Annotated in this window: 13 protein-coding genes; 9 read left to right on the top strand and 4 right to left on the bottom strand. The window is 63.5% G+C overall.

What is annotated here, in order from left to right:
• Nucleotides 1–80: 80 nt before the first annotated feature.
• Together secG and tpiA are read right to left on the bottom strand one after the other, a co-directional pair.
• Nucleotides 81–557: a preprotein translocase subunit SecG gene (gene secG, locus HGP13_RS21325; RefSeq protein WP_172228816.1), complete on the bottom strand. Its 477-nt coding sequence runs from the start codon at nucleotides 555–557 to the stop codon at nucleotides 81–83.
• 167 nt (nucleotides 558–724) lie between these two features.
• Entirely contained in the window at nucleotides 725–1,495 is a 771-nt protein-coding gene (gene tpiA, locus HGP13_RS21320) for a triose-phosphate isomerase (protein WP_172228814.1), read from the bottom strand.
• A 143-nt stretch (nucleotides 1,496–1,638) separates the two neighbouring features.
• Here tpiA and HGP13_RS21315 point away from each other — a divergent pair, with 143 nt between their 5' ends.
• The 5 genes from HGP13_RS21315 to glp are packed head-to-tail and all read left to right on the top strand — an operon-like array spanning nucleotide 1,639 to nucleotide 7,044.
• Nucleotides 1,639–3,531 (top strand): SurA N-terminal domain-containing protein, encoded by a 1,893-nt coding sequence (locus HGP13_RS21315; RefSeq protein WP_172228812.1) that lies wholly within the window; start codon nucleotides 1,639–1,641, stop codon nucleotides 3,529–3,531.
• Nucleotides 3,528–4,538 carry an anthranilate phosphoribosyltransferase gene (gene trpD, locus HGP13_RS21310; protein WP_172228810.1) on the top strand — a complete coding sequence of 337 codons (1,011 nt, stop codon included), beginning with the start codon at nucleotides 3,528–3,530 and terminating at the stop codon, nucleotides 4,536–4,538. The genes HGP13_RS21315 and trpD overlap by 4 nt, the downstream gene beginning before the upstream one ends.
• 3 nt (nucleotides 4,539–4,541) lie before the next feature.
• Nucleotides 4,542–5,354, top strand: a complete 813-nt coding sequence (trpC, locus tag HGP13_RS21305; RefSeq protein WP_172228808.1) for an indole-3-glycerol phosphate synthase TrpC — start codon at nucleotides 4,542–4,544, stop codon at nucleotides 5,352–5,354.
• A 2-nt stretch (nucleotides 5,355–5,356) separates the two neighbouring features.
• Nucleotides 5,357–5,839 carry a cyclic pyranopterin monophosphate synthase MoaC gene (moaC, locus tag HGP13_RS21300; RefSeq protein WP_172228806.1) on the top strand — a complete coding sequence of 161 codons (483 nt, stop codon included), beginning with the start codon at nucleotides 5,357–5,359 and terminating at the stop codon, nucleotides 5,837–5,839.
• Nucleotides 5,839–7,044, top strand: coding sequence for a gephyrin-like molybdotransferase Glp (glp, locus tag HGP13_RS21295; protein WP_172228803.1), 1,206 nt, complete (start codon nucleotides 5,839–5,841; stop codon nucleotides 7,042–7,044). Before moaC ends, glp begins: the two co-directional genes overlap by 1 nt.
• A 44-nt stretch (nucleotides 7,045–7,088) precedes the next feature.
• Here glp and HGP13_RS21290 read toward each other — a convergent pair whose 3' ends face one another.
• Complete coding sequence (locus HGP13_RS21290; protein WP_172228801.1) at nucleotides 7,089–7,919, bottom strand: alpha/beta hydrolase; 831 nt, start codon at nucleotides 7,917–7,919, stop codon at nucleotides 7,089–7,091.
• Between the two features lie 317 nt (nucleotides 7,920–8,236).
• Here HGP13_RS21290 and HGP13_RS21285 point away from each other — a divergent pair, with 317 nt between their 5' ends.
• The 4 genes from HGP13_RS21285 (at nucleotide 8,237) to lexA (ending at nucleotide 13,128) form a co-directional block, all read left to right on the top strand.
• On the top strand, nucleotides 8,237–9,862 hold the full coding sequence (locus tag HGP13_RS21285) for an AMP-binding protein (RefSeq protein WP_172228799.1): 1,626 nt from the start codon (nucleotides 8,237–8,239) through the stop codon (nucleotides 9,860–9,862).
• A complete protein-coding gene (gene kynA / locus HGP13_RS21280) occupies nucleotides 9,859–10,695 on the top strand; it encodes a tryptophan 2,3-dioxygenase (RefSeq protein WP_111546544.1) in 837 nt (278 codons plus the stop codon). Before HGP13_RS21285 ends, kynA begins: the two co-directional genes overlap by 4 nt.
• Nucleotides 10,696–10,775: 80 nt before the next feature.
• The gene (kynU, locus tag HGP13_RS21275) at nucleotides 10,776–12,023 is read left to right on the top strand and encodes a kynureninase (protein ID WP_172228797.1); all 1,248 of its coding nucleotides are present in this window, start codon (nucleotides 10,776–10,778) and stop codon (nucleotides 12,021–12,023) included.
• A 364-nt stretch (nucleotides 12,024–12,387) separates the two neighbouring features.
• Nucleotides 12,388–13,128 (top strand): transcriptional repressor LexA, encoded by a 741-nt coding sequence (lexA, locus tag HGP13_RS21270; RefSeq protein WP_172228795.1) that lies wholly within the window; start codon nucleotides 12,388–12,390, stop codon nucleotides 13,126–13,128.
• Here lexA and HGP13_RS21265 read toward each other — a convergent pair.
• A complete protein-coding gene (locus HGP13_RS21265; protein ID WP_172228794.1) occupies nucleotides 13,122–15,575 on the bottom strand; it encodes a ComEC/Rec2 family competence protein in 2,454 nt (817 codons plus the stop codon). The genes lexA and HGP13_RS21265 overlap by 7 nt on opposite strands.
• Nucleotides 15,576–15,590: the final 15 nt, after the last annotated feature.

Raw genomic sequence — 15,590 nt, 5'->3', positions numbered from 1 at the left:
CGTCGAATCTTCGTGATCGCGCAGCATTTGCCGCGACTGTGTTCAAACGATCACAGGTCGCGGTTTAGACCAGGTGGAGGTTACTGGTTCGGGACCTGCGGTGCGGCCGGCGCGGTGTTGGTGGTGCCGTTGCTTGCCGGCGGCGTCGCACCAGAGGCGGGCGCGGTGGCCGGAGCGGCCGGCGCAGGCGTCGTTGCCGCGCCATTGCCCGACGGCAGCGTCGGCGTGGTGGTGCCCGCGGGCGCCGGGGTCGTCGTGCCAGGCAGCTGGTTGAGCACGCCCTTACCGGCGCCGTCTGAAGTCGCGGGAACGCGGTCGAGAATGTCGATCGGCTTCTCACCATAGCGGGCAATGATCGACAAGGTCAGCGACGTGACGAAGAAAGCCGCCGCCAGGATCGCCGTCGCCCGCGTCAACGCGTTGGCGGCGCCACGCGCCGTCATGAAGCCCGATCCACCTCCAATGCCAAGGCCACCGCCTTCGGAGCGTTGCAGCAGCACCACGCCGACGAGGGCGAGCACGACCATGAGATGGATGACGATCAGTACGGTTTGCATAGTTTATCCTGGCAAGGCCTTGCCCGGTCGCGGACACGACCGGTGAATTGGAGGCGGCTCAATACAATGCTTTCACGGCATTTCCAAGCCCGTGGCCGGAATATGGGAAGCAACGCGCCCTTTGCAACGAATTTGGACCGGATGAGCCGCGTCCATCGTCGCGGATATCAGCCTGAAATGCTGCGATAGGCTTCGGCGATACCGAGGAAATCGGCTGCTTTCAGGCTGGCGCCGCCGACCAGCGCGCCGTCGACATTCCTGACGCCCAGCAGTTCCACCGCGTTGGACGGCTTGACCGAGCCGCCATAGAGAATGCGCACTTTGGCAGCGATGGCGCCGAGCTTTTCCGCCAGCTTTTCACGGATATGCGCATGCGCTTCGGCCACATCGGCGGCGGTCGGCGTCAGGCCGGTGCCGATCGCCCATACCGGCTCATAGGCAATGATGGTGTTGGATGGCGTGGCACTCGGCGGCACCGAACCGGCGACCTGGCGCGACAGCACGTCGAGCGTGGCGCCCGCTTCACGCTGTTGTTGCGTCTCGCCGATGCAAACGATGGCCACCAGCCCGGCTCGCCATGCGGCGTCGGCCTTGGCCTGGACCGTCGCATCGTCCTCGCCACGTTGTTCGCGGCATTCGGAATGGCCGACAATGACGTGGCTGGCGCCGGCGTCCTTCAGCATCTCGGCCGAGATGCAGCCGGTGTAGGCGCCGCTCTCCTTGGTATGGCAGTCCTCGCCGCCGGCATGGACCGGCGTGCGCGACAGAATCTCCGCCGCATGGGAAAGCAGCGTCGCGGGAACGCAGACCAGTGCCTCGGTCTCCGCGTCGAGCCCGCTCATGAAGCCGTTGCCGATCATCCTGAGCTCGTTCAGCGAGGTGCTGGTGCCGTTCATTTTCCAGTTGCCGGCGACAAGCGGGCGAATTCCTGGCGTCATGGTCTGCTTCTCCGGGCAATATCAAGCTCTGGCCCTCACTACCAAAATCAGGCCACAAAGCAATCGACAGTGGGCCGGAAGGGCGCTATTGCGCTTGTTTCAAACTCGGCGCATCCGAAAATGCGCATAAATCGGAAGTAACGATGCTTGGTATATTGAGAAGCGCGGCGGGTACCTGGGTCGCGAAGACATTGCTTTCGCTGTTGGTGGTCAGTTTCGCCGCCTGGGGCATCTCCGGACGCCTGATGGGCGGCTTTGCCGGCCACGATTCGGTGATAATAGCGGGTGGCACCAAGGTATCGATCAATGAATACCGCCTCGCCTACGATCGCCAACTGGCTGTCATGTCGCAGCAGTTCGGCCAGCGCCTCACCCATGAGCAGGCAAAGGCGCTCGGTATCGACAACACGGTCCTGTCGCAGCTCGTCTCCGGTGCCGTTCTCGACGAACAGGCGCGCAAGCTTGGTCTCGGCCTGTCCAAGGATCGGCTGGCCGAGCTGACGCGTGAGGATCCGGCGTTCAAGGGCCCAGGCGGCCAGTTCGACAGAAGAACATTCGAGTACATGCTGCGCCAGGTCGGCATGCGGCCCGAGGATTACCTGAAGAACCGCGCCCAGGTGGCGGTGCGCCAGCAGATCGTCGAGGCGGTCTCGGACGGCCTCAAGGCTCCGGACACTTTCTTCAAGGCGGTCGCGCTCTATCGCGGCGAGGATCGCACCGTCGATTACCTGCCATTGCCAAAGACGCTCGTCGAACCGATCGAGGCCCCGAGCGACAGCGTGCTTCAGGCCTATTTCGAGGCCAACAAGAAAACCTACGCAGCACCTGAGTACCGCAAATTCTCCTATGTCCGCCTCGAGCCGGTGGACATCATGGATCCGACCGCCGTCACCGAACAACAGGTGAGCGACGACTACAACAAGAACAAGGGCCGCTACACCACGCCTGAAATGCGCACCATCGAGCAGCTTGTGTTCAAGACGCCGGATGCGGCCAAGGCGGCGTTCGATTCGCTCAAGGCCGGCGCCACCTTCGAAAAGCTGGTGACCGCCGAAGGCAAGACCCCGGCCGACACGCTGCTTGGCACGCTCGCCAAGGACAAGATTGCCGATAAGGCGGTTGCCGATGCCGCTTTCGCGCTCAACGCCAATGAAGTCAGCCAGGTCGTTCAGGGCACCTTCGGTCCGGTGCTGCTGCGCGTCACCGAGATCAAGCCCGAAGTGGTGAAGCCGCTCGCTGAGGTCTCCGACCAGATCCGCAAGGACCTGGCGTTGGGCGAGGCAAGCCGCATCCTTCTGGATGTGCACGACAATTACGAAGACACCCGCGCCTCCGGCAGTTCGCTGGCCGATGCGGCCGCCAAGCTGAAGCTGAAGGACATCACCCTCGACGCCATCGATCGCAGTGGCCTCAGGCCGGATGGCTCCATCGTCAAGGACCTGCCGGAATCGCCGGAGCTGATCAAGGCGGTCTTTGACGCAGAACCCAACACCGAAAATGAAGCGCTGACCACGGCCGACAACGGCTTCATCTTCTATGAGGTTGCTTCGATCACGCCGGCTCGCGACCGCACACTGGATGAAGTCCGCCAGAAAGTCGTCGCCGACTGGACGGCGGCGGAGACTACCAAGCGGCTCGCCGCCAAGGCGATCGAACTCGAAAAGCGGCTCAAGGCCGGCGCCACGCTCGACGTCATCGCCGGTGAGCTCAAGCTGGAGAAGCAGACCAAGCGCGGCCTGAAGCGCGAAGCCGACGATGCCGATTTCGGCAAGGAAGGTGCTGCCGTGATGTTCGGCGTCGGCGAAGGCGGCACCGGGCTGATCCCCTCGCCCACCGGCGACGGGCAGATCCTGTTCAAGGTCGCCGAAGTGTTCGAGCCCGCCGGTGCCGACGCCAGCTCGGTGCCGGAGGACGCGCAGAAATCCTTCACCTCCGGCATGTCGGACGATCTTCTCGACCAATTGGTGGCGCAGTTGCAGACGCAGTACGACGTCCGCGTCGATCAGGCCGCCGTTGCCCAAGCCTCGACAAGATGAGCGCGCTGAAAACCCATATCGCCAAGGTCGCGGCCGGCACCGCGCTTTCCTTCGAGGAAGCGCGTGAGGCCTTCGACATCATCATGTCGGGCGACGCGACCCCCGGGCAGATCGGCGGCTTCCTGATGGCGCTGCGCGTGCGCGGCGAGACGGTGAGCGAGATTTCAGGCGCTGTCGCCACGATGCGGGCCAAGATGCTTCGCGTCGACGCGCCCGCCGGCGCGATCGATATCGTCGGCACCGGGGGCGACAATTCCCACAGCGTCAACATTTCGACGGGGTCGGCCTTCGTCATCGCCGGCAGCGGCGTACCAGTCGCCAAGCACGGCAATCGCGGCCTGTCCTCGCTGACAGGTGCCGCCGATGTCCTGATTGCGCTAGGTGTCAAGATCGACATTCCGCCGGAAACGATCGGTCGCTGCATCCACGAAGCCGGCGTCGGCTTCATGTTCGCGCCCGCGCACCACCCGGCGATGAAACATGTCGGCCCGACCCGCGTCGAACTCGGCACCCGCACCATCTTCAACCTGCTCGGGCCGCTTTCCAATCCAGCCGGGGTCACGCGGCAGATGGTCGGCGTGTTCCTGCCGGAATGGATCATGCCGGTGGCCGAGACATTGAAGGCGCTGGGCACAGAACATGCATGGGTCGTTCATGGCGACGGCTATGACGAGATCACCACCACCGGCGAGACCCATGTCGCCGAACTGGTTGGCGGCGAGATCCGCAGCTTCACGCTGACCCCGGAAGAGGTCGGACTGAAGCGCCATGCCAAGGACGAGCTGCGCGGCGGTGACGCCGCCTACAACGCCAAGGCGCTGCGCGATATGCTGGGCGGCGCTGCCGGCGCCTATCGCGACACCGTGCTGATGAATGCCGGCGCGGGACTGGTGGTGGCGGGCAAGGTGACGACGCTTGGCGACGGCATCGCGCTCGCCGCGCAAGCCATCGACAGCGGCCGGGCGCTGCAGGTGCTCGATCATCTGGTCGAAATTTCAAACGGGTGAACCGTGTCTGACATTCTGCGCAAGATCGAGGCCTACAAGCGCGACGAGATCGCGGCTGCCAAGGCGCGCGTGCCGCTGGCCGAGATCAAGGCGCGGGTGAAGGACGCCGACGCACCGCGCGGCTTTCTCGCCGCACTCGAGGCAAAACGCAGGTCGGGCAACTTCGCCCTGATCGCCGAAATCAAGAAGGCAAGCCCTTCCAAAGGGTTGATCCGCGCCGATTTCGATCCGCCGGCATTGGCGCAGGCCTATGAGAAGGGCGGCGCCGCCTGTCTTTCGGTGTTGACCGATGCGCCATCCTTCCAGGGCGCGCCGGAGTTTCTCACCAAGGCTCGCGCAGCCGTTGCCCTGCCCGCACTGCGCAAGGACTTTCTGTTCGATCCCTACCAGGTCTATGAGGCGCGCGCCTGGGGCGCTGACGCCATCCTGATCATCATGGCCAGCGTCGACGACGCCTTGGCGAGCGAATTGGAAGCGACGGCATTCGAACTCGGCATGGACGCGTTGATCGAGGTGCATGACGAGGCCGAGACGCTGCGCGCGGTAAAACTATCATCGCAGCTGATCGGCATCAACAACCGCAATCTGAGAACGTTCGAAACCAGCCTTAGAACTTCGGAACGGCTGGCGCCGATGGTGCCGGGCGGCCGCCTGCTGGTCAGCGAGAGCGGTATTTTCACCCATGACGACTGCCTCAGGATGCAGAAGACCGGCATCGGCACCTTCCTTGTCGGCGAGAGCCTGATGCGGCAAGAGGATGTCACCGCGGCCACGCGCCTGCTTTTGACCGGCAAGGCAACAGCCGAGGCGGCCTGACGATGACATCAGCCCTCACCCATCTCGGCACGCAGGGCGAGGCCAACATGGTCGATGTCGGCGACAAGGAAGAGACGACGCGCACGGCGATCGCCGAGGGTTTCGTTTTGATGCAGCCCGAGACCTTGAAGACCATTCTCGCCGGCAATGCCAAAAAAGGTGACGTGCTCGGTACCGCGCGCATCGCCGGCATCATGGCGGCGAAGAAGACGCATGAGCTGATTCCGCTCTGCCATCCACTGCTCCTCACCAAGGTTTCCGTCGACATCGAACCCGACCATGCGCTGCCGGGCCTGAAAGTCACCGCGCTGGCACGTGTCACCGGCCAGACCGGCGTCGAGATGGAAGCGCTGACCGCAGCGTCGGTCGCCTGCCTGACCATCTACGATATGGCCAAAGCCGTGGACCGCGCCATGGTCATCTCCGGCATCCGGCTGGTCGAAAAGACCGGCGGCAAGTCGGGCGACTACAAGGCTGACGCCTGATGACACTGGTTCCGGTCGCGGAGGCGCTCGAACGCCTGCTGGACGGTGCAGCACCTCTGGCCGGCGAAAGCGTTTCTCTGTTCGAAGCGGTCGATCGTGTGCTGGCGCAGCCTGTCGTGGCGCTGCGCACCCAGCCACCCTTCAATGCCTCGGCCATGGACGGCTATGCCACCCGCGCAGCCGATGTCGCGTCGGCGCCGTCGCGACTTTCGGTGATCGGCATGGCGCCTGCCGGGCGCGGCTTTGATGGCTTCGTCGGCGAGCGCCAGGCGGTGCGCATCTTCACCGGCGCGCCGCTACCTGAAGGCGCCGACACCATCGTCATCCAGGAAAACGTCCGGGATCTCGGCGGCGGCAATATCGAAGTGGTCGAGCCGACGGCGGAGTGGCGCAACATCCGCCGCATCGGTCTCGACTTTTCCAAAGGCGACGTCTTGCTGGAGAAAGGCCGCTTGCTCGACCCGGCAGCGCTTTCACTGGCGGCATCGGCCAACCATCCCGCGGTCACTGTGGTCAGGCGGCCGCTGGTCGCCATCATCGCCACCGGCGACGAGTTGTTGCCGCCGGGCAGCGAACTCGGGCCTGACCAGATCATCTCGTCCAACGCCTATGGCGTAGCCGCAGCCGCGCAATCGGTCGGTGGCCGCGCACTCGATCTCGGCATTGCCGCCGATCGCAAGGACGCCATCGCCGCCTTGGTGAAGAAGGCGGTCGCCGCCGGTGCGGATGTCATCGTCACGCTTGGCGGCGCCTCGGTCGGCGATCACGACCTGATCCATGACGTGCTGACCGGCGAAGGCATGACGCTCGGCTTCTGGAAGATCGCCATGCGCCCCGGCAAGCCGCTGATGTTCGGCCGCCTCGGCGACATCAGGTGCATCGGCCTGCCCGGCAACCCGGTGGCGAGCCTCGTGTGCTCGCAATTGTTCCTGAAGCCGCTTCTGGCAAGGCTCGGCGGCCGCAATCATCGTCAGGACATCCGTCAGGCACGGCTGGGCGCCGCAATGCCGCCCAATGACCTTCGCCAGGATTATGTGCGGGCCGTGGTCAGGGAAGACGATGGCGGGCTGGTGGCGACGCCGTTCAGCATCCAGGATTCCTCGATGCTGAGGATGCTGGCCGACGCCAACGGGCTGATCGTGCGGCCCCCGTTTGGCCGTGCTTCCGCTGCCGGAGATTCCTGCAGCGTTCTGATGCTGCGCTGAAGCGCCGCCATAAGTCACTGATAATATGTAAAAAACGATCTCGGTTATTCCGAGATCAAGGTTCGTGTCAGTGGATGCGCCGGATCGGCGAGCCCATCGACAATGTCGTAGTGATGCCGGTCGGGTTCGACCACAGCGCTGGTGGCAGCACCTAGGCCGGTCCAGATGTTGGCCAGCAACGCATTCTGGCGCAGGAACTCCGAGCGCTCACCACCACCGACCCAGCAGGTGATGCGAACGCCATCCATGGGGCGCAGCAGCGCCGGGCTTTCCGCCAAGGCTTCGGCCTCATCGATTGCCAATGCCGCATTGTGCCCGGTGAACATAAGTGGACGCAGGTCATGTAGGCCTGAAATCGAAATGACATGGCGTATGCGCTTTGCCACATCGGCAGTCAGAGGCGTTGAGGTGGTCACCATACGGCTGGCGAGATGGCCGCCGGCCGAATGCCCGGTGAGCATCAGCGGCCCGTCAACCATGGCCGACGCCTTGCCGATTGCGGCGCCGATTTCGCCGACGATGCCGGCGATGCGGATGTCCGGGCACAGCGTGTAGGACGGCATCGCCACGGCAAAGCCACTACCGACCGCGCCCTTGGCGAGGTGCGACCAGCCGCTCTTGTCGGACTCCAGCCAGTAACCGCCGTGGATGAACACGACGAGCCCCTTGGGCGCGGCATCGGGCAGGAAAAGATCGAAGCGATTGCGCGGCCGGTCGCCATAGGCGATGTCCAGCCGTGCCCGGCCTTCTGCCGACAACGCGTCACGAAAGGCTTGCGCCGGTTCCGTCCAGGCAGCCGGCCACCGCTCGCTGCCGGCAATATTGGCGCCGTTGGCGTAGGCATTGTCCCAATCGGCAATGCGATGGTCGAGCATCGGCACCCTCCCCCGAAGCGCATCGTTTTCCATGCTAGCAATGGCCGCCATCATGCCACGCGTCAATGCTCCAGGCAAAAACATTTTAGGCTTGAAACAAATTTCGACTGGTGCGATCCTGCCTGACGTACAGCTGACAATGGGAGGTCTGCTGTGCTGTCCCGAAACCTGCGGACGTTCATCCTTTCAGGGTGGCCTCGTCGTACAGGTATAGCTGGCTGCACGAAGCCTCTCGCGAGAAAGACGGAAACTTCAGATCCACCACCTCGGACAGGTGCTTCGCGCACTGGCCGGGCAGCAAATGGGACAGCGGCTACATGCTTGGGCCTTCAGCGCATATCGACACGTTCACGCGCGATCACCTGCCGCCGCCGGATCAATGGCCGGATTTCCTGCTCGACGGTTTCGATTATCCCGAACATCTCAATGCCGGCGTCGAATTGACCGACAGGCTGGTCGAGAAGGGCCTCGGCGACCACACCGCGCTGATCGGCAATGGCCGCCGCCGCACCTACAAGGAACTGTCCGACTGGACGAACAGGCTGGCGCACGCGCTGGTCGAGAATTACGGCGTCAAACCGGGCAACCGGGTGCTGATCCGCTCCGCCAACAACCCCGCAATGGTTGCCTGCTGGCTGGCCGCCACCAAGGTCGGCGCCGTCGTCGTCAACACCATGCCGATGCTGCGCGCCGGCGAGCTCACCAAGATCGTCGACAAGGCCGAAATAACGATCGCGCTTTGCGACACCAGGCTGATGGATGAGATGACCGCTTGCGCCAAGGACAGTGCGTTCCTGAAGCAGGTCATCGGCTTCGACGGCACCGCCAACCATGATGCCGAACTCGATCGCGCCGCCCTCGACAAGCCGGTCACCTTCACCGCGGTCAACACCGGCCGCGACGATGTCGCCCTGCTTGGCTTCACCTCCGGCACGACAGGCGTGCCGAAGGCGACGATGCATTTCCACCGCGATCTGTTGATCATCGCCGACGCCTATGCCCGTGAGATCCTCCAGGTGACGCCCGACGATATCTTCGTCGGCTCGCCGCCGCTGGCCTTCACCTTCGGCCTAGGCGGCCTCGCCATCTTCCCCTTGCGCTACGGCGCGGCGGCGACGCTGCTCGAACAGGCGACGCCGCCCAACATGATCCACATCATCGAGACCTATAAGGCGACCGTCTCCTTCACCGCGCCGACCGCCTACCGCGCCATGCTGAAGGCCATGGATGAAGGTGCCGATTTGTCATCGCTGCGCGTCGCCGTCTCGGCCGGCGAGACATTGCCGGCTCCGGTCTTCGAGGAGTGGACGAAAAAGACCGGCAAGCCGATCCTCGACGGCATCGGCGCCACCGAAATGCTGCACATCTTCATTTCCAACCGTTTTGGCGACATGAAGCCTGCATCGACCGGCAAGCCTGTGGGCGGTTATGAGGCGCGCATCGTCGACGCTGCGATGCGCGAGGTACCGCGTGGCGAGACCGGACGGTTGGCGGTGCGCGGCCCGACCGGCTGCCGCTACATGGCCGACGACCGGCAGAAGGAGTATGTGCGCGACGGCTGGAACCTCACCGGCGACACATTTACCCAGGACGAGGATGGTTTCTTCCATTTCGGCGCGCGCTCCGACGACATGATCGTCAGCGCCGGCTACAACATTGCCGGTCCGGAGGTCGAGGCAGCACTGCTCTCGCATCCCGATGTCGCCGAATGTGCTGTCATTGGCGCAGAGGATGGCGAACGCGGCCAGATCGTCGAGGCGCATGTCGTGCTGGCGCAGGGCGTGGCGCCGGATGCGTTGACCATCAAGCGCCTGCAGGACCACGTCAAGGCGACGATCGCGCCCTACAAATATCCGCGCTCGGTCAAATTCATCGCCGCCCTGCCCAAGACCCAGACCGGCAAGATCCAGCGCTTCCGGCTGCGCACGGAGAAAATCAATTGAGCGAGCCCTACGATCCGGCGTCCGAAGGCGCCCAGATGTCGTTCAAGGAGCGCATGTCCTACAGCGACTATCTGCACCTGGAAAAAGTCCTGGAGGCACAGACGCCGCTGTCGTCGGCGCATGACGAGATGCTGTTCATCATCCAGCACCAGACCTCGGAACTCTGGATGAAGCTCGCTTTGCATGAGATCGGTGCTGCCATTCGTTCCATTCGCGCCGACCGGCTTGAGCCGAGCTTCAAGATGCTGTCGCGCGTCGCCCGCATCTTTGAGCAGCTGAACAACGCGTGGGACGTGCTGCGCACGATGACACCCAGCGAATACACCGAATTCCGCGACGCGCTCGGCCAATCCTCCGGATTCCAGTCCTGGCAGTACCGCGCCATCGAATTCATGGCCGGCAACCGCAACCTCGCCATGCTCGGGCCGCACAAGCACCGGCCGGACCTCAGCGGCAAGCTGGAGGCGATCCTGGCCGAGCCGTCGCTCTACGATGAAGCGCTGCTGCTATTGGCGCGCAACGGGTTCGACATCGGCGCCGATGCCAGGCGCACGGACTGGCGTGAGACGCGCACCGAAAATGAAGCGGTCCTGGTCGCCTGGCAGACCGTCTACCGCGACCCGCAGCGCTACTGGATGTTCTATGAGCTGGCCGAGAAGCTGGTCGACTTCGAGGACTATTTCCGCCGCTGGCGCTTCAACCACGTCACCACGGTCGAACGCATCATCGGCCTCAAGCGCGGCACCGGCGGCACGTCAGGCGCGTCCTATCTGAAGAAGATGCTCGAGGTCGTGCTGTTTCCCGAACTGTGGACGGTTCGCACCCGGCTCTGACATCAAACTGATAACAGCCATACAGAGGGCACGCGCTTGTGGCGGGAAACCCTTCGCGAACAACCGAGGACTGACAGACCATGAGTGGAATTCCTGATCTCGCTGGAATCGAAGCGATGGATGCCAAGGATCCGCTGCGCCTCATGCGCGATCGTTTCATTCTGCCGGAGGGGGTGATCTATCTCGACGGCAATTCACTCGGGGCGGCGTCGCACGCCGTTTTCGGCGAGCTGCAGCAGGCGGCAACCCAGGAATGGGCCCAGGATCTCATCCGAGCCTGGAATACAGCCGGATGGTTCGAGATGCCGATAGAACTCGGCGACCACCTTGGGCGTCTGATAGGAGCCGCGGCTGGCCAGACCGTCGTCTGCGATACGACGTCGATCAATATCTACAAGGTGTTGCACGCGGCGCTGGAGATGCGGCCCGGTCGGTCGGTGATCGTCGCCGAGGGTGACAGTTTTCCCACCGACCTGTACATCGCCGAAGGGGTGGCCTCTACCCGCGATGGCGCCCTGCTGCGCCTCACGGGCGTCGACGCTCCAACCATCGAAGAGCTGATCGACGAAAGCGTTGCGGTGGTGCTGGTCAATCACGTCAACTATAAATCGGGTGAACTGCGCGACATGGCGGCGCTGACGCGCAAGGCTCATGCGGCCGGAACGCTAATCATCTGGGACCTATGCCACACAGCAGGCGCTCTGCCAGTCGAGCTCGACCATGCAAATGCCGATTTCGCCATCGGCTGCACCTACAAATACCTTAACGGCGGTCCGGGCTCACCGGCCTTCATCTATGCCGCGCAGCGTCACCACGGCGATATCCGCCAACCGCTCAGCGGCTGGTGGGGGCATGCACGGCCCTTTGCCTTCGAACGGGGTTATGTTGCCGGCACCGGCATCCGCCGCTTTTTGTGCGGCACGCAGCCGGTCCTGTCTATGCGGGCGCTTAAAGGTGCGCTTGCCATCTGGAGCGACGTCGACATGGCGGCATTGCGAAAGAAGAGCGTCGCGTTGACCGAACTGTTCATCCAACTCGTCGAAGCCAAGTGCGGCGCCTATGGTCTGACATTGGAAAGCACCCGCGATGCGACCAAGCGCGGCAGCCAAGTGTCGTTCCTTCACGATCATGGCTATCAGGTGATGCGGGCGCTGATCGAGCGCGGGGTGATCGGTGACTTTCGCGCGCCGTCTACCATCCGTTTCGGCTTCACGCCGCTCTATGTCGGCTACAAGGACGTATGGCAGGCAGTTGAGGTGCTGGAAGACATTCTGCGCACGGACGCGTGGAAGGATCAGCGTTTCGCTGTGAAGGAAGCCGTTACCTGACGCAGCCATACAACGGCAATGGGGGGACCGAAAGTTGGCATTTTGGTTTCGTTTCGTTCACCCCGACAGACGACTGGCAATGCGGCGAATGTACCCCGGCGAGGTGCGTCTGCGACCAATTCCAACCACTTGCCGAAGAATGAGCCAGCACCATTAACCATAACAATTTCAACGCGCACCGGGGCGCGTTAGCGGCAGGCAGGCGTCGAACACGGCCCGCTGCCAGCGCCAAATAACTTCAGCCGCCTTAACAAATTCACTAAACTTTAAACGGTTGCGGAACACAACTGGAACAGATAGTGTTTGTTCTGGGTTTGTTTTTCGATTCTGGTTCAGACCTTTTGTTCAAGCCTTGGGGGCTGCCATGCTGACGCGCAAGCAACATGAACTCTTGATGTTCATTCATGAACGGCTGAAGGAAAGCGGCATTCCGCCCTCCTTCGACGAGATGAAGGAAGCGCTCGATCTCGCCTCCAAGTCAGGAATCCATCGCCTGATCACGGCGCTGGAGGAACGCGGTTTCATCCGCCGGCTGCCCAACCGGGCTCGGGCATTGGAGGTGCTGCGGCTACCCGATTCGATCGCGCCCGGCCTCAACGCGGCAAAGAAATTCTCGCCAAGCGTCATCCAGGGCAGTCTTGGTCAGGGCGGCCTTGGCCGCCAACTCAAGCCTGCAACGCCGTCGCGTTTGCCCGCGGCCGGCAATGACGACGACGCGGTTTCCGCGGTGTCGATCCCGGTGATGGGGCGTATCGCCGCCGGTGTGCCGATCGATGCCATCCAGCATCAGACGCATTCGATCTCGGTGCCGCCGGACATGATCATGGGCGGCGAGCATTATGCGCTGGAGGTCAAGGGCGACTCGATGATCGAGGCCGGCATCTTCGATGGCGACACCGTCATCATCCGCAATGCCGATACCGCCCAGCCCGGCGAGATCATCGTGGCGCTGGTGGATGAAGAGGAAGCGACGCTGAAGCGGTTTCGCCGCAAGGGCGCCTCGATCGCGCTTGAAGCCGCCAATCCGGCCTACGAGACGCGCATCTTCGGGCCGGACAGGGTCAAGGTGCAAGGCAAGCTCGTCGGGCTGATCCGGCGCTACTGAGCAGGAGCGGCAGGCTTTTCGGGTTTGCGCCAGGGCGCCAGCCCCCTCGCCTCGCGTGAATATTTGCGCTGCGCATGCCAGGGCCGATACGGCCCGTCCACCGCGAAGCTGATAATTGGAGGACCTGTCGCTGATTGGCGGTCGAAGAAGACGGCAGCACTGCCCTTGCGGGCGAGCTGCCGTTTGGTGACGACGAGAACCAGCGAGTTGTGGCAGGAATCATATCCCGTCGCGTCATTGACGACGATCAGGTCTGCGAAACCGCAGGCCTTCCAGGTGTCCTTGCGGTCTTCGACATGCGCGATGATCGCGCCGGACGGGTGCCGGGCGAGACAAACGCCGTCCGTGCAATAGAATGGCGCTCCCGGTGGCAGATTGACGGCATCGGCAATGTCGAATAGCCCATCCGCCTTGCTGAACATCTCCGGCACGACGATGGTTTCGGATGTCAGCGCGCGTTTCCAATTGTCGACGGTGAACTCGTTCGGGCGAGCCCGGCTGACCGCGAGTTCGCCGCCGCCGATCGGCAGGGCGACCAGCCGCGCGTCCTCAGAGATCAGCACATCCGGTGTGCGCGTATCCGACACCGTCAGCAGACCGGCAAGCGCGAATGGCAGTGCTGCGAGCCGCAGCCATGTCGTCGCCATCGTCGCGATGACCAGGGCGACGGTCACCAGCAGGACGGATTGCTGCGAAATGAGCCCGACCGCGTCGACCGGCGAGCGTTCCGATATCCACGCCGAGATGGCGATCATTGCCGTCAGGCCCTTGCCCATCAGGTAGAGGGCTGGCGCATCCAATCCGAACGGCATCAGCAACGCGCTGGCAACGGCCAGGAACATCACCGCTGACACGATCGGCATGACGGCCAGATTGGCGAACAGGCTGAGCGGCGACACCCGCTGGAAATGCCAGATGGCAAATAGCGCCGTGGCGCTGCCGGCGATGATCGAAGTCATGGCCAAGCCACCCGTCGCCAGCAGGAATCGTCGCGTGAGAACGCTTGGCAGGGACCGCTTTGGCGGTGGCGGTCTTGCCTTTCCCGCACGGTGATCCGCCCAGCCGGCGTAGGCGCCGACCAGTGCGGCCGTTGCGGCAAACGACATCTGGAAGCTCGGGCCGACCACCTCATGCGGCGAAACCACGATGACGGCGATCGCCGAGATCGCCAGATTGCGCATGGTCAGCGCCGCGCGATCGAACAGGACGGCAATCAGCATCACCGCCAGCATGATGAAGCTGCGCTCGGCGGCAACGACGACGCCGGAAATGACGAGATAGGCGGCGATCGAGACAAGTGCCGCGGCAGCCGCGTATTTCTTCACCGGCCGCCGCGCGGAAAAATCCGGAAACAGCGCGAAGGCGCCGCGCAGCAGACCCATGATGGTGCCGGCGACCAGCGCCATATGCAGCCCGGAAATCGAGATGATGTGATAGATGCCGGTGCGCCGCATCGCTTCGTTGATTTCGTCGGGGATGCCCGCTCGGACACCAACAATGAGCGCTGCCGCGATCTCACCTTCAGCACCGCCGACCGTGGCCCTGATGTGGTCGGCGATGGCTTCACGGGCATTTTCTATCCCGGAGGAAAGGCGGGCCGACAGCGGCATCTCACCGTCATCAGCGGAGACGACTGTTGGATTGCCGAGGAAGAACCCGCTGCCGCCGATGCCGGCGAAATAGCTGTCGAAGGAGAAATCATAGCTGTCCGGCCGCACCGGGCCAGTCGGCGGCAACAGTTTGGCGTAGCCGGTGACCAGGGAGCCGGCAGTCATTTCCGCCGGGATGCTTCGCGCCGAAAGCCGGACCCTTTCCGGCGCATAGCGCAGTTTCGGGCGAGCGGTCGAGGTCACGTCGATGGTCAGACGGATGCGGCCAGTCTCCATCTGCTCCAGTGAGACGACGCGGCCGGTCAGTTGCGTCGAGATTTCCGAGCCCAGCATCTGCGTGCCTACTCGCCATGTCTCGACCTTGGCGGCGAGCAGGCCAAGCGCGCACAACAATGCCGCCATGAAGCCCAGATGGGTTTTCGGCCAGGAGCGCGAAACAAGCGCGCAGTTCGCCACCAGCACGACGACCGCGACAGGCTTTGCGAAATCAGGCTCCACTGCCAGCGAATAATAGCCGATCGCCCCGGCGGCCAGACACACCGGCACCAGCAAGAAGGCGATGCCCCGGTCAAGCTCCAGCTCCGCCGCGATGGCCACGCTGTGGCGCAGACGAGGCAGTGAAATCCGGCCCAGTTGCCGGCGCACACGCACAATCCTGCCTGTTTCGATGGGCGGAGTTGGCGCTGGAACATTCGCCGGCAAAGCTGGCTTACTGGAGCCCGGCACAAGTGGCGACGGCGGCGGTGGGGTCGCCAGAGGCGTCGCAAACAGGGATCGTTCGCTGACGCCGGCAACAGCGTCCTCGCCCTGATCCAAGCCCCGGCCTCGTCTAGCCATCGGGTCTGCCCCTTG

It is taken from the genome of Mesorhizobium sp. NZP2077 (assembly GCF_013170805.1).
Taxonomy (GTDB): Bacteria; Pseudomonadota; Alphaproteobacteria; order Rhizobiales; family Rhizobiaceae; genus Mesorhizobium.
This window is presented reverse-complemented; position numbering and strand designations above follow the sequence as displayed.